Origin of the sequence: Sphaerimonospora sp. CA-214678, assembly GCF_050942215.1 — a bacterium.
GTDB lineage: Bacteria > Actinomycetota > Actinomycetes > Streptosporangiales > Streptosporangiaceae > Sphaerimonospora.
The window spans coordinates 4,530,124-4,553,594 of record NZ_CP192056.1 but is presented as its reverse complement, the minus strand read 5'-3'; the positions used below and the strand labels follow the sequence as shown (position 1 = coordinate 4,553,594).

Here is a 23,471-nt window from a genome sequence, read left to right as displayed (position 1 = left end):
CCCGCGCGGCGGACCGTTTCGATGTCCGGCCGTGCCGGGCAGGTGGTCGGATGACTGTGCGGCTTCTCACCAACATCGGCCGCCTGTGGACAGGACACGAGGTGTGCAGCAATGCCGCCGTCCTGGTCCACAACGACCGCATCGCCTGGGTCGGCCGCGCCGCCGACCTTCCCCAGAGCGTCCCCGGCGTCGTCAACGACATCGTCGACGTGGACCATGTGGAGAACCTGGGCGGCGCTCTCGTCACGCCCGGCCTGATCGACGCTCACACCCATCCCGTGTACGCCGGAAACCGGTACGCGGAGATGGCGATGCGGTCCGGCGGTTCCACCGCCTCGGCCATCGCCGCGGCAGGCGGCGGCATCGGCTCGACCGTCACCGTCACCCGGGGCACCGACCCGTGGACGCTGTGCAACGGCGTGCGCGAGCGACTGCACGAGTGGCTGGTGGGCGGCACGACGACGGTCGAGGCCAAGACCGGCTACCACCTCACCAGGGACGGCGAACTGGCCGACGTGCGACTGCTGCGCGAGCTCGAGAAAGAGCCGATGATGCCGCGGGTGCACGCCACGTTCCTCGCCGCGCACGTGGTCCCGCCCGAGTTCTTCGGCCGCCAGCGCGACTACATCGAGGCGGTCTCCTCCTGGTGTGCCGACGCCGCCGCGGCCGGGGCCGACAGCGTCGACGTCTACTGCGACGACGGACACTTCACCGCCGACGAGGCCCGCTGGGTGCTCGCCTCCGGCCGCAACGTCGGGCTCATGCCCCGCATCCACGCGGGCGCCTACAACCGGCGGGGCGCCGTACAGCTCGCCGCCGAGCTGGGCTGCGCCTCGGCCGACCTGCTGCATCACGCCTCCGACGAGGACATCTCCGTGATGGCACGCTACGGCGTGCCCGCCGTCGTCTGCCCGAGCACGGCGCTGCAGGTGGGACATCTCCCGCCGGTACGGCGGATGCTGGCCCAGGGCGTCCCCATCGCGCTCGGCAGCGACCACAACCCCGGCCACTGCGGCATCACCTCGATGTCACTGGTGATCAGCCTGGCCGTCGCGGCCTTCGGCATGAGCGTGAACGACGCCCTGCGTGCGGCGACGATGGGCGGCGCCCAGGTCCTCGGCACCACCGACCGGGGCATTCTCGCGCCGGGACGGCTGGCCGACATCGTCCAGTGGGACGCCGATCACGAGGGGGCCTTCGCCTGGTCGTTCGGCCTCAAGGCCCGCCGGGTCTGGCGCGGCGGCATACCCGTCCAGTAGCTCCCCGAGCAGGCCGCCTGTGGCCGGCCTGCCCTCTCCTGAGGCTGTCCGATCCCGACCGTGATGGAGCGAACCCGGCCACTCCTGACGTTGTCGCCGCTTCGGTGTTCTCCGCCGACCTCGCTCATCTTGCCGACAGGCGCCCCGATGTCGAGCTCGTCGACCTCGACCGGCTGTACACGGGAGCATGTCCTTGTGGTTTAGGGCGATTTCGTTCGTGAATGCAAATCACACTCACATGGACAATTGGCCGTGTCTACCGTAAATTCCACCGCGTGCATCCGGGAGGGATCTTCGGGGTGGCGAACCTGGACAGTTCTCCACCGGTCGTTATGAAGATGCCCTTACTGTGTCTTGGTGGAGCGGAGCTCAGCGAATGCCGGCAAGGGCGTCGGCGGGGAGTGGACTGTGACGATCACGACATCGCAGGAGCCGTCCATCGGGGAACTGGTCGCCGTGCGCGGCCAGCGCTGGGTGGTGAGCGACGTCGACGGCTCGGGCGTAAGCACATTGGTCACGCTGCAGAGCGTGGAGGACGGCAGGTACGGCGACACGCTCGACGTCGTGTGGGAGATCGAACCGGGCCGCCGCGTGCTGCCGAGCGGTTCGCTGCCCGAGGTGACGCCTGACGGGTTCGACTCGCCCGAGTGGCTCGCCGCGTTCCTCGACGCCATCCGCTGGTCGGCCGTCACCAGCGCGGATGTGAAGACGTTGCAGGCGCCGTATCGCTCGGGTGTGGCCATCGAGGACTACCAGCTCGAACCGGTCTCCCGGGCTCTCGACGCACCCAGGGTGAACCTCCTGCTCGCCGACGACGTCGGCCTCGGCAAGACCATCGAAGCCGGACTCGTCGCCCAGGAGCTGCTTCTCCGCCACAGGGCACGAAAAATCATGACTGTCTGTCCGGCCGGGCTTACGCTCAAGTGGAAGGACGAGATGGCCGAGAAGTTCGGCCTCGATTTCACGATCATCGACACGGAGCGGTGCGCGCTGGTCCGCCGTACGCACGGCAGCGCGGCCAACCCGTTCACGGTCTACCCGCTCAGCATCGTGAGCCTGCCGTGGCTGCGCGGGCAGAAGGCCCAGCGGCTGCTCGACGAGGTCCTCGACCCGGCCGCCGTGGAGCGCCGCTTCGACCTGTTGATCCTCGATGAGGCGCACCACGTGGCCCCGTCCGCGCCCAAGCAGGTCTACGCCGTCGACTCCCAGCAGACCAAGCTGATCCGACGTCTCGCCCCCCACTTCACCCACCGGCTGTTCCTGTCGGCGACCCCGCACAACGGCTACCAGGCGTCGTTCACGGCGCTGCTGGAGGTCCTCGACGACCAGCGGTTCGCCCGGGGCGTCGACCCGGACGCGGCCGCGGTGAAGGAGACAGTGGTCCGCCGGCTCAAGCGGCACATCGTCAACGCCGACGGCACCAAGCGGTTCATCGACCGGGAGGCCCGGGCGATCCCGGTGGCCTACCCGGCCGACGAGCGCGAGGTGCACGAGGTGCTGAAGCGGTTCGCCCGGGCCCGCCGCGCCATGCTCAACGCCGGCACGAAGGGCCGCAAGGCCGCCGACCTGGTCACGCTGCTGCTGAAGAAGCGCCTGTTCTCCAGTCCGGCCGCGTTCGCGCACACCCTCGACGTCTACCTGGAGACCGTACGGGAGCCCGTACCGACCACCGCCGTCCCCGTCATGGATGATGACGATGACGAGGAGTGGCTGGACGACTTCTGGGACGACACCGCGACCCTCGACGACGAGCCCCTCGCCGAGGCCGAGGACGACGCGATCTCCATGGCGACGCCGCTGCAGGGCATCACCGGCGTCGAGGAGGTCATGCTGCTGAACCGGATGCGGGACTGGGCCCGCGACTACGAGTCGGCCCCCGACGCCAAGGCCCGGCAGCTCATCGACTATCTGCGGGCGGTCTGCCGCCCTGATGGCACGCACTGGACCAACGAGCGGGTCGTGGTGTTCACCGAATATCGCGCCACGCAGAAGTGGCTGGTAGAGCTGCTGCGGCAGGAGGATCTCGGCGGGGACCGCCTGGCCGTACTGCACGGCGGCATGTCGGCCATCGAGCGTGAACAGCTCCGGGTGGCCTTCCAGAAGGACCCGGCCGAGCATCCGGTGCGGATCCTCGTCGCCACCGACGCCGCCAGTGAGGGCATCGACCTGCAGAACCACTGCCACCGGCTGGTCAACTACGACATCCCGTTCAACCCGAACAAGCTGGAGCAGCGGATCGGCCGCATCGACCGCTGGGGCCAGAAGCGCACCCCGGACATCCGCCACTTCATCGGCACCGGCTGGAACGGCGTCGTCGACTCCTACGAGGCCGACCTGGAGTTCCTGTCCCGGGTCGCGAACAAGGTCGCGCAGATGGAGGAGGACCTCGGCTCGGTCAACGCCGTGCTGGCCCGGGCCGTACAACGCCGGATGCTCGGCGAGATCGACGACTACGACGTCGAGCAGGCCGGCTCGGCAACGGGCGCGGCCACGGCCGGGCGTGCCGGAGGCGGCGCGGGCGCCGTACCGGCCGAGGCGAACGTCGGCGAGCAGGTGCGGCGGCTGCGCGCCAACCTCGACGACACGGTCGCCGAGCTGCGCATCACCCCGGCCAACGTCAAACGGGTGGTGGACACCGCGCTGGAGCTGGCCCGGCAGCAGCCGCTCAAGCCGCACCTCGACGACAAGCACCTCACCGAGGGCCTGTGGGACGTGCCGCCGCTCACCGGGTCGTGGGCGCGGGCCGCGGCCGGCCTGCTGGCCAAGCCCGCCACCAAGGACGAGCAGCCGCGCCAGCGGCCGGTGACGTTCGACCCCGAGGCCACGCTTGACCCCGAGGGCCGGGTGCGTGACGACGTCGTGCTCGCCCACCTGGGTCACCCGCTGGTCGCCATGTCCACCCGGCTGCTGCGCGCCGCCGTCTCCAACGCGGAGATCGGCCTGTACAGAGTCACCGCCGTGGTCGGCGACGACCCGGCGCTGGAGACCACGCTGGTCGGCGCGTTCTGCCGGTTCGTCCTGGTCGGCGGTGACGGCGTGCGGCTGCACGAGGAGGTGCTGTACGCGGGCGGCTGGGTGCCCGAGACCGGCCGCTTCCGCCGCCTGGAGAACCTCACCGTGCTCGGCGGCATCCTCGACCGCGCCCTCACGCAGGGGAAGCCGGCGTCCGAGCCGGTACGGCACCGCCTCGCCGAGGCGTGGCCGAAGATCGGCGACTCGGTCCTGCAGTCCATCGACTGGCGGATCGACGGCAAGGACCAGAAGCGCGAGCAGTTGCAGCGCAAGCTCGCCCAGCGCATGGCGGCCGAGCAGGACCGGGTCGTCGCCGGCCTGGAGCGGTTCGAGGCCACCCTGCGGGCCAAGCTCGCCGAGGGAGATCAGGGCGACGCGCTGTTCGGCCGGCACGAGGCGGTGTCCAAGGAGGAGCGCGAGCAATATCGCAGAGACCGCAGATCCTGGGAGGAACGCCTGGCCGGCCTCGGCCGGGAGCGCGACCGGGAACTCACCGCGATCGCGGCGCGCTACCGCGACCCCCGGCCGCACCGGTTCCCGGTGGCCGTTGTCTTCGTCGTGCCGAGGCGGGAGGCGACCCGATGAGGAGAAGGTTCAGCCGAGAGTTCGATCATCAGGGGTGGCTGAGTCTGGTCGAGGTGACCGGGCCGTTCCTCAGCCTCCCGGTGCTGCGGTCCACCTGGCCGGCCCTGGACGCGGTCGACAGGCAGCAGCTCGAACGGCTCCGTCTCGCCCACGCCGTCTGGCAGAAGGGCCGCGACCGCCGCGCCTGGATCGAGCACGTGCTGCGTGGGCTGCTGCGCTGGGGCGACGCCGTACACATCGCGCCGATCGACGGCAGCCTCGACCACCTGGCGATCGAGGTGCCCGAGCACGACACGACGCTCACGCCGAGCTTCGCGCTGGCCGTGCCCGGTCACGCCCCCAAGCCCGACACCGTGCGGCTGCTCGGTATGGTCAGCAGCGGCCACCCGACGGCCAGGGTGAAGTCGTCGGCGTGGGCCGCCACGCCGGCCGACCGGATGGCCATGCTCTGTCGCCACCACGGCGTCGAGCTGGGCATGGTCACCGACGGCCGCTGGTGGACGCTGGTCTGGGCCCCGAAGGGCGGGGTGACCACCACGGCGGTGTTCGACGCGATCCCCTGGCCGGAGGCGGCCGAGCGCGACGTGCTCCGCGCCTTCGTCTCGCTGCTCGGCGTCGACCGGTTCTTCGCGTTCCCCGAGCCGCAGCGGCTGCCCGCGCTGCTCAAGGCCAGCCTGGACAACCAGGAGGACATCACCGAGGCCCTCGGCGTCCAGGTGCGCCAGGCCGTGGAGCTGCTGGTCGCCGCGATCGGCCGGGCCGGCGTGCCGGGTGACGTCACGGCGCACGAGGTCTACCGCGGCGCGGTGTCGGTGATGATGCGCGTCGTCTTCCTGCTGTTCGCCGAGGAGCGCGGCCTGCTGCCGTCCGACAACAAGGTGTACGCCACGGCCTACTCGGCGGGGCGCCTGTGCGCCGAGCTGGAGCGGCGCGCGATCGACGGCAGCGAGGAGGAGCTCGAGAACAGCCACGCCGCATGGCACCGCCTGCTCGCGCTGTTCCGCGCCGTGCACAGCGGCGTACGGCACCCGCGGCTGACCATGCACGCTCACGACGGGTCGCTGTTCGACCCCGACGCGCACCCCTGGATGCCGCTGACCATCGACGACCGGACCGTGCTGCACATGCTGCGGGCCGTGCAGTACGTCGAGGTCGGCACCGGGAAGAACCGCGAACGCCGCACGCTCAGCTTCCGCTCGCTCGACGTCGAGCAGATCGGGTACGTCTACGAGGGCCTGCTGTCGTTCGACGGCTTCCGCGCGGCCGACACCGTCGTCGGCCTGGTCGGCAAGGCGGGCCGGGAGGAGGAGGTCGACCTCTTCGACCTTGAGTCGCTGTCTCGGGAGGTCGGCGGCGACACGGAGGCTCTGGCCGGCAGGCTCGCGGAGAAGTACAAGGACTCCGGCATCGGCAGCGTCGCCGCGCTGCGCAAGCGGCTCGCGCCGTTGGATGAGACCGACAGCCTGGAGGCCACGCGGCGGCTGCTGGCCGTCACGCGCGGCGATGCCGAGCTGGCCGGGCGGCTGCTGCCGTACGTCGGGCTGCTGCGCGAAGACCTGCGCGGCCTGCCGGTCGTCATCCTGCCCGGCGCGCTGTACGTCACGGAGTCGGCACTGCGCAAGAACACCGGGACGCACTACACGCCGAAGTTCCTGGCAGAAGATGTGGTCAAGAACGCGCTTGAGCCGCTGGTCTACGCCCCCGGGCCGCTGCAGACGGCCGACAGGACGCAGTGGCGGCTGCGATCCTCGGCCGAGATCCTGGGCCGGGACGGCCATCGCGGTCTGAAGATCGCCGACATCGCGATGGGCTCGGCGGCCTTCCTCGTCGCGGCGGCGCGATATCTGGGGGACCGGTTGGTCGAGGCCTGGTCGCGGGAGGGCCGAGAGGAGGCGATCGCCTATCTGGAGGGGTCCGAGGAGCGTATGGCGGACGCCGACGCCGACCCGGTCGTGATCGAGGCGCGGCGGCAGGTCATCGAGCACTGTCTCTATGGGGTGGACATCAACCCGATGGCCGTGGAGATGGCCAAGCTGTCGCTCTGGCTCGTGTCGATGGACCCGACCAGGCCGTTCACGTTCGTCGACGACCGACTCACGGTCGGCGACGCCCTGCTGGGCATCACCTCGCTGGAGCAGCTCGAATACATGCACCTCGTGCCGTCGCGCGGACGCAAGCTGTTCGAGGAGTCGGCACTCGACTTCACCAAGGACGTTCAGCGGCTCGTCCGCGGTACCGCCGAGAAGCGGCGGCGCCTTGTCGACATCTCGGTGGATGAGGACGGCGTCGACGCGCTGAACGAGAAACGCGGCATCCTCGCCGAAATCGACAGCGAGACCCGCCAGGCCCGGCTGTTCGCCGACCTGCTGGTGGGGGCGTCCCTGAAGTACGCGGTGGAGCAGGGAAAGATTCGCGACACCGAGGCAGCTCCGGAGGTAGGCAAGCTCCGCGGTTTCGACCGGGCCTCCCTGAGCGCCGCCCACCTCGCCAGCGGTGTGGTGAGAGGTGAGCCCGGCGTTACGGCGAGAGCGGAGGAGTCCCGCACGGATTGGCTGGCCACCGACCAGGTCCCCGGCACCTTCAACCGCCACCCCATCCACTGGCCCTTGGTCTTCCCCGAGGTCTTCGAGGGGACGACCGGCGGGACCTCGGGGGAGCCGGGCGACACCCTTGTCCGACCCCAGTCCGGCGGCCCCGGCTTCGACGCCATCATCGGCAATCCACCCTTCCTGGGCGGCCAGCGGCTCACCGGGTCGTTGGGCGTGGCCTACCGCGAATACATGGTGAGCGCGATCGGCCGTGGTGCCCGTGGTAGCGCCGACCTGGTCGCCTACTTCGTGCTCCGAGCCCATGATCTTCTCAATGCGAGTGGCCAGACCGGCCTGATCGCGACGAACACCCTGGCTCAAGGGGACACCCGCGAAGTAAGCCTCGACCAGCTCGTCGATGAGGGAACGATGATCCGTCAGGCCGTGAAGAGCAAGCCATGGCCGTCTCGGTCAGCCGTCCTCGAATACTGCGCCATCTGGACAAGCATGGCTGGCCTTGGGGACGAGGCTGAGCGGATCGCGGATGGCGTTGTAGTCAAAGGCATTACGCCTTCGCTGGACCCCGCATCCCGGGTAACGGGAAACCCGGAACGCCTGGAAAGGAACGCTGGAAAGTCGTTCCAGGGAACGAACGTCCTTGGGCTGGGCTTCACGATGGAGCCCGAGGCGGCGCAGGCGCTGATCGAGCGTGATCCACGAATCAAAGACGTCCTCTTTTCCTACGTCAACGGTCAGGACCTCAACTCTCGCCCGGACTGTTCAGGAAGCCGCTGGATCATCAACTTCTTTGACTGGCCAGAGGAAAGGGCCAAGGCGTATGTGGAGCCGTACGAACACGTACTTCGGTTGGTGAAGCCAGAGCGGCTCAAGGTCAAATTCAGCAAGAACGCGCGCGAGAAATGGTGGATCTACGAGCGGAGGCGGCCTGAACTTTACCTAGCGATCGAGGGGTTGGATCGAGTCATCGCGCTGACACGTGTGAGCAAAGTCGTGATGCCGGTCATGGTGCCCACTGGGCAGGTCATGAGCGAGCAGGTGGTTGTGTTCGCGACGGACGACACGGCGATGCTGGCCCTGCTGTCGAGCGCGCCGCATTACTGGTGGACGCTCACTCGGGCGTCGACACTTGAAACAAGGGTTCGCTACACGCCATCGGATGTGTTCGAGACGCTGCCGCTGCCGGAGTTGACGGAGGAGATGCGCGAGCTGGGAGAGCGGCTCGACATTTACCGGCGGAGCGTGATGCTTGCCCGTCAGTCAGGGCTGACCGCGACGTACAACCTGGTCAACGACCCATCGTGCCAGGACGACGACATCGTCGAGTTGCGCAGCATTCATCGAAAGATCGACGAGGCGACCTGCCGCGCCTACGGCTGGGATGACCTGCTCGACCGGCTTGACCATGGCCACCACCTAATCGCGGGCCGGGAGACCCGCTACACGGTCGGCCCCTTCGCCCAGCGCGAGTTCGTAGACCTCCTCCTTGAGCTCAACCACGCCCGCTACGCCGAAGAGGTAGCTCAAGGCCTCCACGACAAGAAGAAAAAGCCCACCAAGCCCAAGCCGGCCAAGCCCGCCTCCATCTCGAAGGAGCCCGAAGTCGCCGCGCCCGGCCTGTTCTGAACCGGTAGCGGTTGGTTTCAGTAGCAGCCATAGTTCGAGTGACGGCCGATGCGCTTCGACGCGTTCCGCCGGACCCAAAGCGACTGCATGGCCAGCAGCGTCGGTGAGCGAGGCAGGGATAGCCCTACCTTCCCTGCCCGACGCTCCGGAGAGGAGCGAAGGCATGCCAGACCATTCCTTGGTGATCACCACGAGGGGCAGCGACCGCTACCACGCCGGTGAGGAATGCCCTATGTGGCTTGCTGGCCGGCGTGGTGCCGAAAGGCAGGGTAACCGTCTGCATAACGTCCTGCGGATGCCCGCAGCGGACGCCGAGGCCGACGGCTGGACACCATGCCCCGGATGCGTCGACAGAGGACTTGAGTAATCAGCGAGCAGTTTGAGAGCGCCTCATCTGGCCTTCCTCTCCAGGGGAAGTGGCCGCGCCCCAAGCGTTGCCGGGCATGGGTGGTGAGTCGCACGATCTCGCCCTTGAGTGATCTCCGCCCGCCCTGGCGCATGGACGCCCAACCTCGACGAGGGCAATCAACTTCCCGGAGGTCAAAGGGCGAGAACCCCAGGCGGACCTGCATGGTTGAGCAATCTGGCGATGGTCCGGCAAGCCGGGTAACAGAAGGAAATCAGTTCCGACGGCGGACGTTTCAAGTATCTCCCAACGTGAAACAAACAATCATGATCCGTCCACGATGGCACGACCAAATAGTTCATGGGAGTAAGAGGCCGATGGTTATTGACCTTGGTGAGGGCCTGCGCCTTGCGAAGCTTGGCGAACCGCTAAGGATTGAAACGATCAGCGGCCGGCAAAGCAGCGGCAACCAGACTGTCTGGCAACTTGCGCTCCCCGGTAATACCACACTTCCGGTCTGTGACACGGCCTGGGATAATAAAGAACGAGAGGTGGGCGTAAGAACACCAATTGAGGTGCCCGAACTCCCGCGCGAAGTCGCTAAGGTTCTCGGTAGGAGGAGGGCAGGTATCAGGCGTGTCCGCAATCGTCAAGCACTTCACATGTCCATCTATCTCGTCATTCCGGATGGCGACGGATGGCCTCGGTTTCAGAAGAAAGTTGGTGATGCCTGCGATAGGATCGGGAGTCAGAGGCTGCTCATCAATACAACTCTCCGGGTTGGAAGGTAAGTCGATACCAGATCTCACGTAGCGTTCAGACGAGGTCGCTGAATTACATCTAAGGTTGTATCTCCGGCCGCAGGACTTCGCTCCGCAGAATCCGTGCTAGATCCTTGACATCGGCATTGTGGCTTGTCTGGCGGCGGACTTCCTTTCGTATGGCTTCGAGTACCGTCTCAGACGTCACCACTTGTGCTAAGGCCTTGGGAGATGTGGCCGCACGGGCTTTCCAGAGATCATCGATAAGGCGTCGCCTGAATGCTTCCTTGGTCAAGTAGAAAAATGTGCCAGACTTGGCTGCCAGGGAGTCGTCGCTAAGGAGATCGACCTCGAAGGCAAGATCGACCACAGCGGGGAGGCCGCCGGTCAGGTGGTAGACCTGCCATACCTGAGCGTTGGTGAGAATCATCCATTCGACGCCCTCGTTCACTGCGTACATCTGCACCTGTCGCAAATGCTTCTCGCCAAGTTTTTGAGTGCAGCGTTTTACTTCGATGAAGGCGGCGAGTTGTTTTTCAATGCGGATTCCATAATCAGCAAACTCGCCCTTCACCTGATATTCCGTGGTCAGCTCTTCATATTTATCGTATCCCAGCCCATCGCATAAAAAGTCGGTGACGAGCAGACGTGTGTCTCCCTCGTTCGCATCTCTCGCGATAAGATCAGCGAGCGGCTTGGAGTAGCGGCGAATCGCTGTCCGAACACGGTCCCTTGCGTCGGTCTCCCATTTTGGCATTGTTCGGGAGGATGTAAACTTTTTCGCGGATGCTGCCTCAGTGCTTTCGATCTTCGCTGATGCCTGTGAGTCGCTTGCCTGAGTGGAAGATCCGGTCCCCATTACCTGCTCGCCCATGTCTCGCCTCTTCTTCATGCGGGTGAGAGAGCAGGATAAGGGTAGAGATGCACTCTGCGCAGGAGATCTCCTCATTGCTTTGCCTACGGCATTAAGGGTCATCCGTATTATATGTTTAAGGTCATATGGGTTGGTTTATCAGTTCCCGTACCTGCGGCACGTCCCGGTACGGCGCGAGCCGGTCGAGGACGACACGATGACGGCGGGTGGTTCTGTCGCTGGCCACGTCTTTCGACAGGTCGAACATTCGCCGGGCGGCGCGGGCCGCTTCCTCTGGCTCGTTGGCGTCCGCGAGTGCCGCGGCGAGCCAGGACAGGTAAAGCGCGAGCTCGCGTGCATGGGTGGTGTCGTAACGGGCCAGTACATCGGTGAGGACAGGTACGGCGCGAAGCGGGCGCCGCAGTTCGGTGTAGGCGCGTGCTTCCATGATCTGCAATTCGTTCGTGTCCACCCAGTACAGGTAGGCGGGCTCGTCCTCGCCACCGTGCTGTTCAAGGGCGGTGCTGGCCTCGCCGAGCGCTCGTATAGCAGGCTCAATTTCCTCGACCCGAACATGAGCCCAGGCGACGCGATCCCAAGCAAGGGCACGTGCCCGCGCAGGCGCGTGCGGCCCGGCCGCCTTGAGCGCCGCGTGGGCAAGCGTCACGCCTTCATGAGGGTCACCGATGTTGGCGGTCTGGTAGGCCAGAGAGCCGAGCAGATTTGATTCCAGGGTGCCGTCTCCGGCCTCCTGAGCGGCGCGGATGCCGAGGCGGTAGATCTTGGCTGCTTCCTGGTGTCGTCCGGCGTCGCTGGCGATCCATCCGGTGATCTGCGCGAGTTCCCCGATCACGCTGAGCAGTATGCGGCCTGTGTGCTCGGTATAGGTGGCTTCGCGGTAGAGCCGTGTAGCGGCATTGAGTTCGCGGAACGCGGGCTGCAGGAGATCGCCGCCGGCCAGCACGTCGTCGGCCAGGCGCAGGCGATGGACTCTAGCGGACAGGTCGGTGATCGTGCTCATGCCGATACGTCGCCCTGTCCTGACAGTGAGTGGAGTCAGAGAGTCGCTGTCAGGGATTTTCGTGAGGACGTTATCGACAGTTGGGCGTTTCGGAGCCTGCGGCGTATCGAACAACTCGGCTTCGCTGATCCCGAATACCCGGACGTACAGCAGCCGGTACGGATCACGTGGTTGGTTGTGTCCGGCTTCGTACGCCTTGATCCGGCGGACGATGGTCTCTCGAACGGGCAGACCTCTGCGGGTCTCCTCGTCGGCGGCCTCGACGAGGCGGCGGGCCATCTCTTTCTGGCTCCATAGCCGGTTGCGTCGCTCGGCGCGGAGCCGTACGGCCCATGGAGGAAGTTCGGCGTTCATCGCGTGCACCTCTTCGTCAGACCCGGGGGTGTCCTGACCACCCCCAGTGTCCCCCAACGACATCTGTGATGCAGGGGTTACGGACTGTTGTATTTCGAGGTGACGACGCAAGCGAAGCGGGGTCCGCAGGCGCAGGAACGCCGTACGGACCCCTCGGCCAGGAATCGAGGTCCTGACCTGATGGACAACCATAGAACCGTTTCTCCCGGCTCGGGGTTCGCTGGGTGGAGGATCATGCGCAGCGATGCCGGGCGGTTGTGGGCGTCGCGGGTGCGGCCGTTCCCCGTGGCCGCCGAGCGGGCCGGGGCGTGGCGTACGGTCGACGCCGATGACCTGCGTGAGCTGGGTCTGGCCATCGCCGAGCAGGAGAGCATCGCTGAGGAGGTGGCCCCGGCGCTGGAGAACGGCACAGCACAGGGGGACGCCACCGGGCGGGAGAACGCCACCGAGCAGGTGAGGGCGGCCCGGTCGGCGGCGACGGCGTGAGCGGTGGGCGGTTGGACGATCCGGGCAAGCTTCCGCCGTCGTGTCTCGGTCTGCATCTTCCTGCGGAGCAGCCGGATTGTGCGCGGTTGCGGTGGCTGCCGGACGCGCGGCGGACGGCGTACGCGCGGGTCGTCGAGCACACGTGTGACGACTGCGTGCCCGTGTCGTACGAGCTGTGCGGCGCGGGCGGGTTGCGGTTCATCCGCCGGACCGACCGCACCCACGGCGTCGGGCCCGAGGTACGGGAGACCGAACGGCTGATCACCTGCCGCGCTCAGGAGATGTGGCGAGACCTGCTGCTGGGTCTTGCCCGCTGAGAGCTGCCCCGCTGGTCGCAGTTGGCCGCGATCGGCGGGGCTTGGGGGCGGTCTTCTTCTGGCTGAGGGGCCTTCCCGGGAGGCCGCCCCTCTTGGTAAAACCCGCCCGGCATTCCGCCCGGGCGGGAGTCGATCCGACGGAGAGTGATGAGATGAACGACCTGTACGACCGCGACCTGGCCGGGGCCCGGTTCCGGCGCCTGTGCGGCGGCAACCAGCAGGAGGAGGAGATGGAGAGCTGCGTGGAGGTCGCCCCGATCCCTGGGGCGGCCGACGCCTACGCGCTGCGCGACAGCAAGAACCCGACCGCGGGGACGCTGCGGTTCACCGGCGCGGAGCTGCGCGCGGCCGGCATCGCCACCGCCGCGCTGTAGCACCCGCCGGTGATCGAGCGTGCGGTCCCTGCCCGGCGCAATCAGGCAGGGGCCGCACCCCACCCAATGTAGGGAGAGCGCCGTTGCACCTGCACTGCTACTCCTGGACCGGCATCGGCGACGACCGACGCCGCGAGGCCGAGCGCCGTCCTCCGCTGCCCCCGGCCGACCCTGGACCGTTCCTGGCCTCGCTGCTGCCGCCGATGCGTACCTGTGACTGGCTGCTGAAACCGGCCCGCCGCATCGACGCCTCTCCGGCCGGCGTGGACGAGGCGATGGCGTGGCTGGCTGAACGTTATCGGGCCGCCGAGCCGTCCTTCCTCCACCCAGAAGACGAGGCCCGCATCGGCCTGGACTTCCGGCTGGACCTCGTACGGGAATCCCTGCGCGCGGGCGTGGACGTGCAGTGGGGGATCTGGCTGCACGCCGGACGTTTCGTCTCCTGCGCTGTCGTCTGCTGCTCGCCGAACCGGGACGCCGACTACCGCTGCCCGGCCACATGAGCCGCCCGCCTGCCGTGCTTCCCCCGTGGCGGCAGGCGGGCCATCGACCTATCTGCCGTCCGTGGTGTCGCTTGAGGTCATCGAGGAGAATGGGCGGCCGGAGGAGCTCAAGTTGGCGAGCCTCCGCATCGCGGACGTCGCGGGCACCCCTACGGTCCTCGGTCTTCTGGTCCTGGGCCTGGCCCCGAGCGCCTTCATCAGGACCTCCGAGGAGACCCCGCCTGAAGGCGGGGTCTCCTCGGAGGTCCTGATGAAAGCCAGGGCACTACATGAATGTGGCCGGCTATCCCAGTCTCAAGGGAAGAGGTCCCCTGGACCCCTTGTCACCGACCACTACACGTACATGGCACGCGGCCGAGTCGGTCAAGCGCTTTGATGTTATCTCCAGACTCCTCATCGTCGAGAGCCGGCTCATTGGAATCTTGAGGAACTGATCCGTCGTCGGCTCGGGGGATGATGTCAGGAATCGATCAGCTCCAACTTGCGCTTGAGATCGTTTCCGTTGCGGTAGGGCCAGCGACGTGGGAAATCTCGCTGAAGGCGTCCGACGACGATCCCCGGAGCGATTCCGATCTCATGGGCGAAGGACCGGATGGCGTCCTTTGAGGCCAGTTCGGCCAATCGGTGGGCATGGTAGGGCGGGATGAGGGTGTCTGCTGCGAAGCGGTCGGCTTCCAGTTCTTTCGGATCACCGGTCTCGGTCTTGCCGGCGATCTCGATACGGATTTCATCGTCACCGTTCAGCACGTGGTGAAGCTCATGAAAGAAGCTGAACCAGAGCTGATCATCCGTACGATAACGATGGCTGAGCTGGATTACGCGCTTGGTTCCGATCTTTCGTGTGACACCGCTTACGCGCGCACCCCTGACTTCCTCCACGAAAACGACCGCCACACCGCTACTGGAGCAGATCTCTTGCAGGCGTGGTCGGAACTCGGCTACGGGCAGCAGAGTCAGCGCCCTCAGCTCGGGGATGGTTTTCCTGAGTGCTGTAGCGTCGAAGGCCCTGCAGGGCACCCGCTGTGCTTCGATTTCTCCGATGCGGAGCCAAGTGGCCAAGGGGCCGAGCTTTGAATCCTGAACCTTGGACTTTCTGAATGCGCATGCTGCCGGTTGCGCATACAGCTCTTGCCATACGTCAACCGAGGCGACGGCGAAGAACGCGAGAAGCTGTTCGACGCGGGCGACCTTGTCTTTCGGCTCCTCCGGAAGAATCTTCCGCTTGACCAGTTCGGATACCGGAAGCTCCTTGAGCCATTCAATATGCTGTTCCAGGTCTCGGGCCGCCCGGAGTCGTATGCGCGTCGACTGATAGTCGGCCTCGAGTCGGTTCCAGAGCTTCGCGGGAGTTCCGACCACTCGTTCCAGTGACTCCGCGACCTCAGGAGTGAGGCGTACGAGACCGTGGATCAGCTGGTTGACGTGTTTCGGGGACAACCCGGCTCGCTCAGCCAGCTCACGTTGGGTCATCCCCTTTTCTTCGAGAAGCTCCCGCAGGGTTTCCCCCGGCGGCACCGCGTAGTCGAGGTCTCCAGCCGCATACAGCGTACGCGTGGTCTTCGCCCTGGCCACTGCTATCCCTCCTCACGCCGTTGTACCGCTTGTCGTGCCGTCCACTGAGGTGGCCCCCTCAGTGGTAGTCGACGATCTCGATCAGCACGACTGCCGTGACTGCCGTCCAATCCAGAGAGCCCTGGTTGTCTGCGATCCACCCCTCCGGTTCGAATATAAGCCGGTAGTTGGCGTCGAGCCGGATGGATAACTGTCCTTTTCGGTCTCCCGCCAACTCCTCGCAGTGACCGCTCAGCATGCGCATCTCGTCGAGCGACTCGGCCTGCTGGAACTGCTGAATTCGCTTCGCCAAGATGTTGGCACGGTCGTGTCCGAAGTGCCTGCGCCGTTCCTTGTCGGACTCGCACCTCTTCCTGAACTTCGTGTCCTCGTAGTACACCTCCAACCTACCCGTGCCTCCCACCCGTGAGATTTACCTAGTAGGTAAAGATGGCATCACTTTAGCCGAGGCGCCGTGGATCTGCGTACAAACCGTGTCCGCTTGGCTACCTATTGAGAGGTAAGAGGGGGAAAATCCTCAGGATCCCCGACTGGAATCCCCTGAGCAGCACCTACTGTTGTGGAGATCGTGGCGATTGCGGCGTAAACGCCGCCTTCTCAGGAAACCTTTACCCGCCGGGCACGCCCCGAGAGGGGGTCGGCTTGCCTGAGGCGGCGGGGATGGCCGCTGTGACGACGTCGTGACCTTGCGATGCAGCCATATTTCGTACACACACTTCCCAAGAGTGACTAACGTGGCGGTCAAGTTCAGGCGAGGAAGGACACCCCCCACGTGTTCGATCGGCAGGAAGAGCTGTTCAAGGCCGGAGCCGCACAGGACGATCTGTTCGGCTCCGGGGCCGGGACGGAGGAAGGGGAGGCCGCGCCCCCCGAGCCCTCGCCGCCTGATCCGGCCACCGTCGCGGCGATGAAGGCCCGGCATCCGCTCGATGTGCCGCAGGACTTCGAGCCGGCCACGCCGTTCGAGGTCCGGGACGAGTTCCAGGAGCTGGTCGAGCGCGACCTGCTCGGGCCGTACGACGGGGATTTCGAGGAGCTGCCACCGCGCTCGATGGGACCGCGTGAGCGCTACCTGGTCGGCATGCTCGGTCCCAAGCCGTCCCCGAAGCGGGTCAGGGAGGATGCCGACGAGCTGCCGGAGACCGAGATCGGCGCGGAGGGCGACGGATTCGAGGGGGAGCTGCCCGACGTGCTCACCCCGCAGAACCTCGGTCGGCTCTGGGCGTCGTCGATGGGCCTGTCGTTCGCGGTCCCGGCCGACGTCGACGCGCTTGCGGTCACCGCGTCCTGGGGGGAGTACGGCAAGGCCGAGACGCAGGTCGAGGACGCGAAGGGCAACCCCAGGACCACCCGGATCTGGTCGCGTCGACCGGTCGAGTACGTCAGGACGATCCGGCTGAACGGCGGACCGCCTCGGCCCATCCCCCTCACGATGGAACGTGCCGAAGATCCCGGCGTCCGGCTCGCGGTCGCCGTACGGCCCCGGCCGGAAGGGCGGCGCGTCGTCGAGCTGACGCTGATCAACCAGCGGATCGAGCCGGAGACCGGCGCCGACACCGCCTGGCTGTTCCAGGCGCACCTCACCGTGACCGCCGTGCCCGACGAGTCGATGGAGATCAAGCCCGTCTTCCTCCCGATCGACGACCCACTGGACGGCGACCACGCCCCCGGCGGCGACGGCGGTGCCGACGACGCCCGGGAGTGGGGCGATCTGGAGGACATGCACCTGCGGCTGCTCTACCGCGACCAGCGCAGGTACGCGATCGGCCGCAACGTCGCCGTGCACGCCCAGGTGCCGCCCGGCGAGCGCCGCGCCGAGTTGCTCCGTACGACCTGGTTGCCGTTCTACGACGTGCCCGCGACCGTCGCGCCGGTAGGCGAGGGCACGGCTCTCTCCGGAGTCGAGCTGTCCATGGACGCCCTGGCGGACGCCACCCCCGAGGAACTGGCCGCCGGTCTGGCACCACTGGCCGACGGCTATGCGGAGTGGCTCGACGAACAGGAGCGGAAGATCCCCGGCCTGCCCGAGCCGCTGCGTGACGCCGCGGTCGTCGCCGTTCAGCGGGCACGCCAGGCCGCCGCGCGGATCCGGGCCGGGATCGCGCTGCTGTGCGATACGTCGCCGTACGGCGAGGCAGGGTTCGACGCCGAGCGACACGAGCAGGCGCTCGCGGCGTTCCGGTTCGCCAACCGGGCGATGGCGCTGCAGCGCCGCCGCACCGCGGTGGCGAAGCTCCGCGACGAGCTCGGCCTCGGCTACGCGCAGGCCATGGCGCAGGTCGAGGCCGACGGGGCCAAGGCGGCGTCGTGGCGGCCCTTCCAGCTCGCGTTCATCCTGCTCAACCTGCCCGCGCTGACCGATCCGGCGCATCCGGAACGGGCCGCCGACCACACCGGCACCGTCGATCTGCTGTTCTTCCCGACCGGTGGCGGCAAGACCGAGGCGTACCTCGGCCTCACCGCGTACGCCTTCGCGGTCCGCCGCCTGCAGAAGGTCGTCGGCGCGGGAGCCGACGCGCGCAGCGGCCTGGACGGCGTGGCGGTGCTGATGCGCTACACGCTGCGGCTGCTGACCGCCCAGCAGTTCCAGCGGGCGGCGGCTCTGGTGTGCGCGTGCGAGGTGCTGCGCCGCGATGACCCCAGGACCTGGGGTGAGGAGCCGTTCCGCATCGGCCTGTGGGTGGGCGGCACGGTCTCGCCGAACTGGTTCAAGGAGGCCAGGGACCAGATCGAGGAGGCCAAGGAGGCCCCCGACAGCCGCAGGGCCAACGTGTTGCAGACGTTGACCTGTCCCTGGTGCGGGGAGAAGCTGAACGCCGGCCGGAACCTCGACCTCGACGAGGACCGCCGTCGCGTCCTGCTCTACTGCGGTCGTGGTAGCGAGGGAGACGCAGATTCATGCCCATTCTCCCGCCTCGGCGAGGAACGGTTCCTGCGCCGGACGTGGGGAGAGGACGAGGTGTACGCCCGGCGGGAGGGCCTGCCGATCCTCACCGTGGACGAGGAGATCTACCGTCTCGTCCCGAGCCTGGTCATCGCGACCGTCGACAAGCTGGCGCAACTGCCCTGGCGTGGGTTCGCCGGGCATCTGTTCGGGCGGGTGAGCCGCCGCTGCCCGCGGCACGGCTACCGGCACGACGACATGGACGAGCAGATCGGCTGCGCGGGCCGGCACAACGCCAAGGGCGGACTGCCCAGGGTGGAGAGCCGCCCGGTGATCAGGCTCCGGCCGCCGGACCTGATCATCCAGGACGAGCTGCATCTCATCTCGGGTGCGCTCGGCACCACGGTCGGCCTGTTCGAGGCGGCCGTGAACGAGCTGTGCACCTGGACCGTCGCGGGTGAGCCCACCGGGCCGAAGACCGTCGCTTCGACGGCGACGACCAAGCGGGCCGACCGGCAGGTGCTCAACATCTTCGGCCGTGATCTCGCGGTCTTCCCGCCGCAGGTCCTCGACGTGGGTGACACGTTCTTCTCCCGTCAGGTCCGGGTCACGCCGCAGGACCCCGGACGGCGCTACCTCGGGGTGTGCGCGCACGGCGTGCGCCTGAAGTCGGCCGAGATCCGGCTCGCCGAGATCCTGCTGCTGGCCGGACAGACCCTCTTCGACCGGTACGGCGAGGCCGCCGACCCGTACATGACCCTCGTCGGCTACTTCAACGCCACCCGCGAGCTCGCCGGCATGCGGCGCTACCTCGACGACGACGTCACCACCAGGATCAGGACCCACGGCAGGCGCAAGAAGCTGTCCGAGCGGCTGCTGAGCCGTACCGACCTGCTGAACATCGCCGAGCTCACCTCGCGGATCTCCTCCGGGGACATCAGTGACGTGCTCAAGCGGCTTGAAATCGGGTTCGATCCGGAGCTGGACACCTCGCGTCGCACGATGGAATGCCGGGCCGAGATCACCGACGTCATGAGGGAGAAGGACGCGGCGAAGCGTCGGCGGGCGCACCGGCTCGCCGAGCGCTACCGCATGCTGCGCAGCAGCCGCCAGCGGACCGCACGGCCGCCGGTCGACGTCGTGCTCGCCACGTCGATGCTCCAGGTCGGCGTCGACGTGTCGCGGTTCGGGTTGATGATGGTGGTCGGCCAGCCGAAGAACACCGCCGAGTACATCCAGGCGTCCTCCCGAGTCGGCCGTCACCAGGCCCGGCCGGGCCTGGTGATCACACTGTACAACTGGTCCCGCCCGCGTGATCTGGCCCACTACGAGGACTTCGAGCACTACCACGCCACGTTCTACCGCCAGGTCGAGGCCCTGTCGGTGACGCCGTACACGGCTCGCGCCCTGGATCGAGGCACCACCGCGACGTTCGCCGCCGCCGTACGGAACGTCGAGGAGACGTACTCGCGCAACCGCGACGCCGAGGAGGTGCCGCTCGCCGGCGAGACGGTCAAGCTGATCATTAGGAGGTTCCTCGACCGGGCCGAGGTCGCCGGTGGGCCGCGCGGCCGGCAGGCCCTGGACGAACGGCTCAAGGCCCTGATCGACCGGTGGAACGCGGAAAAGGACGGTCCGGCGCGGCTCGGTTACGAGCGGCGCAGGGGCACCGCCGAGGAGGTGGTGAAGGGCCTGCTGAAACGGGCCGGGAACGGCACGTGGGATGCGCTCACCGTCGGCAACTCGATGCGGGAGACCGAGAACGAGGTGAATTTGCTGCTGCCGGGAGGCGGGAAGATCTTCCTCAGTCCTGTCGGTGAGCCGGAGTGGACCTTCCAGGCGGGCACCGATGACGATCCGGACGGCGACGATCCGGTGGGCGATGAGATGGGCCTGTCCGCGCTGAACGAAACGCCGACCAAAAAGGGCGCGCTGGACGGAAGGGGCAGGTAATAACCGACTTCTCCACCTACCGGCCCCGGGTCGGCGCGGTACGGCCCAGCCACCTGATGTTCACCTCCGGCGTCGGGTCGATCGTCGACCTGCCCAACTTCTCCGTGCTGGTGAAGGGCCTCGACGACTGGCGGTACGAAGGTGTCTACGCCGCCGCGGGCGACCGCGACGGCGGTGACCATGGTGTCGGCGACGACGAGTCGAGGAACCCCGCGCTGATCGCGGAGCCCCGGCTGCTCGCGGCCGTGCAGGCCCTGCTGAGCAAGACCGTCGGCCAGCTGCGGCCCGCTCCCTGGCTGCCGGGCACCGACAACAACCCGAACGGCCCGGCCGCCAGGACCGGCGTGCCCGTCCTGCCGTTCCCCGGATGGATGCGCTGCACCGCCTGTAATCTGCTGGCGCGGATCGACTCGACGGCGTTCGGGTTCGAAAACGACAGACCGAACAAGCCGCATGAGGCCCGGTTCTTCCACGAGTGCGGAAAGGGCAACAAGAAGCGACTCGTGGTCGGCGCCCGCTTCGTCCTGGCCTGTACGGCCGGGCATCTCGACGACTTTCCGTACCTGGAGTTCGTCCATCACGGCGGCAAGTGTCCGGCCGCGGCGAAGCCGAACCTGTTCATGGAGGACCGGGGCGGCAACATCGGGGCCAACGTCCGGATCTTCTGCAAGCGCTGCGGAGCCGACCGCAACATCCGCGAGGCGATGGGCAAACGCGGCAGGGAGCGGCTGCCGTACTGCCGGGGACGGCACCCCCACCTCGGCATGTTCACGGCCTGTGAGAACAAGCCGCACGTGCTCGTCGTCGGCGCGTCGAACCAGTGGTTCCCGCAGACCCTGTCGGCCCTGGCCGTACCGCGCGGCGGGGGAGGCGAACTGGACGCGCGGGTGGCGAAGTTCTGGGACAACCTGAAGCTTGTCGGCAATCCGGACATGCTGCCGTTCATGCGCTCCATGCCGCCGCTGTCCTACGAGTTCGAGAAGTGGACCGATGAGGAGGTCTGGACGGCGATCGAACGGCACCGCGGTGAGGAGGCCGCAGCGGCGGCCGGCGATAAGCCAGAACAGGAGCCCCGAGGGTATCCCGACCTGCTTACTCCGGAATGGAAGATCTTCTCCAGCCCGCACCTGCCCGAGCCGACCGACGACTTCACCGCCTTCCGCGACGACGAGCCGGTGCCGCCCCTGCTCAAGGGCTACTTCTCGGATGTCGTGCAGGTGGAGCGGCTGCGCGAAGTGCGCGCGATGATCGGCTTCACCCGGCTCGACGCGCCCGACCCGGAGGATCCGCAGCTGGTGCGGCGGGTGCCGCTCGCCAGGTCCCGGCCCACCTGGGTGCCGGCGAGCGAGGTGCGAGGGGAGGGCGTCTTCCTCCGGCTGCCCGAGGAGCTGCTGACCCGTTGGGAGCGGCAGGTGGCCGACTCGGAGGCCATGCGGCGGCACCGGGAGGCTTTCGGCCGCTTCCGGGAGTACCGCTACTCGGCCAGGACAGGTCAGCCGTTCGATGAGGAGCATCGCTACAGCGGTTGGCCCGGCCCGCGCTACTACGTCCTGCACACCCTGTCGCACCTGCTGATCCGTACGATCGCGCTCGAATGCGGCTACAACTCCGCCAGCCTCGCCGAACGGATCTATGCCGGTGGCGAGGACGACCCGCGCGGCGGCATCCTGATCTACACGGCCGTTCCCGACGCGGAGGGCACGCTCGGCGGGCTCGTGTCGCTCGCCCGGCCCGAGGAGCTGGTCCGGCTGACCCGCCGCGCCCTCGCCGAGGCGATGACCTGCTCCTCCGACCCGCTGTGCTCGGAACGGCTGCCGCGTGAGCCCGAGGACTTCCTGCACGGTGCGGCCTGCCATGTGTGCCTGTTCGTCTCCGAGACAACGTGCGAGCGGGGCAACCGCTTCCTCGACCGGCGGTTCGTCGTTCCGATCGACGACCCCGCCCTGGCCGTCTATCCCAAGCTGCCGTGACCGGCCCCGGGTTGAGATGACCGCGGTCCACCCGCGGTTCGAGGCGGCCGCGGCGCAGGCGGTCGAGCGGATCGGACCCGCGCATCTGCGGACCCTGGCGGACCGGATCGCCGGGGGCGGGCCCGCCGTCGGAATCGTCCACGCGGTGCCGGCGCCGGACTTCCCGGAGGTCGCCCACCGGGTGCTGACCGAGCAGCGCTCGGTGCGCATGTCGAATCAGGAAGCGGCGATCTACCTGCGCGGAGTGGCCGCGGGCTACGAGCGACACCGGGCCGGCACGACCGTGGAGTCGGTGTGGACCGGACCGGCCACGCATGCCGTGCCCGTCCGCTCCACCGCGCAGGTGCTCGTCGACGTGGCCGGTGAGGCCGTGACCGAACTGGTCCTCATGACCTACTCGGCGATGCCGTACGAACCACTGCTCGGCGCGCTGGCACGGGCCGTCGAGCGCGGCGTGTCGGTGATGGTGGTCGTCGAGACCCTGCAGGGCGCCGGCTCGGCGTTGCGCGGTGCGGAGCCCGCCCATGCGTTCGCCGGCGTCGACGGGATCGAGCTGTGGCACTGGCCGGTGGGCGAGCGCGCCGAGCCGGGCGCGAAAATGCACGCGAAGCTCGCGGTGGCCGACCATCGGGTGCTGCTGGTGTCGAGTGCGAACCTGACTCACTCGGGCGTCACCAGGAACATCGAGGCCGGCCTGCTGGTCCGCGGCGGTACGGCGCCGCAGCGGGCGGCCGAGCATGTGGCCCGGCTGCGCGCCCGCGGCGTACTGCGACGCCTGCGGTGAGGTGACGAGTGAAGGAGAGCGAGGGCGCCGTGGCGAGGGGCAGGATCATCGGCGGGCGGTACGAGCTAGACCCGAACTCCCGCAGGCAGGGTGGGATGGGCGAGGTCTGGTTCGGCTACGACAAGCGGCTGGACCGGCCCGGCGCGGTCAAGTTCACCCGAGTGGACCGGCTGCCGGACGGCAGGCCCGATGAGGAGCTGACCCGGCGCTTCGTCCGCGAGTCGCGGATCACCGCGAGGCTGGAGCACCCGGGAGTTCCGGCGGT

General features: G+C 67.7%; 14 protein-coding genes. 10 read left to right on the top strand and 4 right to left on the bottom strand.

What is annotated here, in order from left to right; translation table 11 throughout:
* Positions 1-50: 50 nt before the first annotated feature.
* The 3 genes from hutI (at position 51) to ACQP1K_RS20420 (ending at position 9,028) form a co-directional block, all read left to right on the top strand.
* A complete protein-coding gene (gene hutI, locus ACQP1K_RS20430) occupies positions 51-1,259 on the top strand; it encodes an imidazolonepropionase (RefSeq protein WP_433497308.1) in 1,209 nt (402 codons plus the stop codon).
* 408 nt (positions 1,260-1,667) lie between these two features.
* The gene (gene drmD / locus ACQP1K_RS20425; RefSeq protein WP_433497307.1) at positions 1,668-4,856 is read left to right on the top strand and encodes a DISARM system SNF2-like helicase DrmD; all 3,189 of its coding nucleotides are present in this window, start codon (positions 1,668-1,670) and stop codon (positions 4,854-4,856) included.
* On the top strand, positions 4,853-9,028 hold the full coding sequence (locus tag ACQP1K_RS20420; protein ID WP_433497306.1) for an Eco57I restriction-modification methylase domain-containing protein: 4,176 nt from the start codon (positions 4,853-4,855) through the stop codon (positions 9,026-9,028). The genes drmD and ACQP1K_RS20420 overlap by 4 nt, the downstream gene beginning before the upstream one ends.
* Positions 9,029-10,214: 1,186 nt before the next feature.
* Here ACQP1K_RS20420 and ACQP1K_RS20415 read toward each other — a convergent pair.
* Positions 10,215-11,009, bottom strand: coding sequence for a hypothetical protein (locus tag ACQP1K_RS20415; protein ID WP_433497305.1), 795 nt, complete (start codon positions 11,007-11,009; stop codon positions 10,215-10,217).
* 121 nt (positions 11,010-11,130) lie between these two features.
* Entirely contained in the window at positions 11,131-12,363 is a 1,233-nt protein-coding gene (locus ACQP1K_RS20410; RefSeq protein WP_433497304.1) for a transcriptional regulator, read from the bottom strand.
* A 234-nt stretch (positions 12,364-12,597) separates the two neighbouring features.
* On the opposite strand from ACQP1K_RS20410, the gene ACQP1K_RS20405 reads away from it, so the two are divergent.
* From ACQP1K_RS20405 to ACQP1K_RS20390, 4 genes are all read left to right on the top strand, one after another.
* Positions 12,598-12,849, top strand: coding sequence for a hypothetical protein (locus tag ACQP1K_RS20405; protein WP_433497303.1), 252 nt, complete (start codon positions 12,598-12,600; stop codon positions 12,847-12,849).
* An 86-nt stretch (positions 12,850-12,935) separates the two neighbouring features.
* A complete protein-coding gene (locus tag ACQP1K_RS20400; protein ID WP_433497302.1) occupies positions 12,936-13,166 on the top strand; it encodes a hypothetical protein in 231 nt (76 codons plus the stop codon).
* Between the two features lie 152 nt (positions 13,167-13,318).
* A complete protein-coding gene (locus ACQP1K_RS20395) occupies positions 13,319-13,540 on the top strand; it encodes a DUF397 domain-containing protein (RefSeq protein ID WP_055481543.1) in 222 nt (73 codons plus the stop codon).
* Between the two features lie 83 nt (positions 13,541-13,623).
* The gene (locus tag ACQP1K_RS20390) at positions 13,624-14,043 is read left to right on the top strand and encodes a hypothetical protein (RefSeq protein ID WP_433497301.1); all 420 of its coding nucleotides are present in this window, start codon (positions 13,624-13,626) and stop codon (positions 14,041-14,043) included.
* Positions 14,044-14,502: 459 nt separating this feature from the next.
* Here the strand turns inward: ACQP1K_RS20390 and ACQP1K_RS20385 are convergent, their stop codons facing one another.
* Together ACQP1K_RS20385 and ACQP1K_RS20380 are read right to left on the bottom strand one after the other, a co-directional pair.
* Positions 14,503-15,615: a helix-turn-helix domain-containing protein gene (locus ACQP1K_RS20385; protein WP_433497300.1), complete on the bottom strand. Its 1,113-nt coding sequence runs from the start codon at positions 15,613-15,615 to the stop codon at positions 14,503-14,505.
* Positions 15,616-15,673: 58 nt separating this feature from the next.
* The gene (locus tag ACQP1K_RS20380; protein ID WP_433501601.1) at positions 15,674-15,994 is read right to left on the bottom strand and encodes a type II toxin-antitoxin system RelE/ParE family toxin; all 321 of its coding nucleotides are present in this window, start codon (positions 15,992-15,994) and stop codon (positions 15,674-15,676) included.
* A gap of 393 nt (positions 15,995-16,387) precedes the next feature.
* Between ACQP1K_RS20380 and drmA the strand changes: the two genes are divergently transcribed.
* The 3 genes from drmA to drmC are packed head-to-tail and all read left to right on the top strand — an operon-like array spanning position 16,388 to position 23,206.
* On the top strand, positions 16,388-20,452 hold the full coding sequence (gene drmA / locus ACQP1K_RS20375) for a DISARM system helicase DrmA (RefSeq protein ID WP_433497299.1): 4,065 nt from the start codon (positions 16,388-16,390) through the stop codon (positions 20,450-20,452).
* Positions 20,452-22,422 (top strand): DrmB family protein, encoded by a 1,971-nt coding sequence (gene drmB, locus ACQP1K_RS20370; RefSeq protein WP_433501600.1) that lies wholly within the window; start codon positions 20,452-20,454, stop codon positions 22,420-22,422. The genes drmA and drmB overlap by 1 nt, the downstream gene beginning before the upstream one ends.
* 16 nt (positions 22,423-22,438) lie before the next feature.
* Positions 22,439-23,206 (top strand): DISARM system phospholipase D-like protein DrmC, encoded by a 768-nt coding sequence (gene drmC / locus ACQP1K_RS20365; RefSeq protein ID WP_433497298.1) that lies wholly within the window; start codon positions 22,439-22,441, stop codon positions 23,204-23,206.
* Positions 23,207-23,471 lie beyond the last annotated feature (265 nt).

Excerpts from the sequence above, each read along its gene's own strand:
- ACQP1K_RS20415 (WP_433497305.1), bottom strand. The coding sequence starts at position 11,009 with ATGGGCGAGCAGGTAATGGGGACCGGATCTTCCACTCAGGCAAGCGAC.
- hutI (WP_433497308.1), top strand. The coding sequence starts at position 51 with ATGACTGTGCGGCTTCTCACCAACATCGGCCGCCTGTGGACAGGACAC.
- ACQP1K_RS20410 (WP_433497304.1), bottom strand. The coding sequence starts at position 12,363 with ATGAACGCCGAACTTCCTCCATGGGCCGTACGGCTCCGCGCCGAGCGA.
- ACQP1K_RS20420 (WP_433497306.1), top strand. The coding sequence starts at position 4,853 with ATGAGGAGAAGGTTCAGCCGAGAGTTCGATCATCAGGGGTGGCTGAGT.
- ACQP1K_RS20405 (WP_433497303.1), top strand. The coding sequence starts at position 12,598 with ATGCGCAGCGATGCCGGGCGGTTGTGGGCGTCGCGGGTGCGGCCGTTC.
- ACQP1K_RS20395 (WP_055481543.1), top strand. The coding sequence starts at position 13,319 with ATGAACGACCTGTACGACCGCGACCTGGCCGGGGCCCGGTTCCGGCGC.
- drmC (WP_433497298.1), top strand. The coding sequence starts at position 22,439 with ATGACCGCGGTCCACCCGCGGTTCGAGGCGGCCGCGGCGCAGGCGGTC.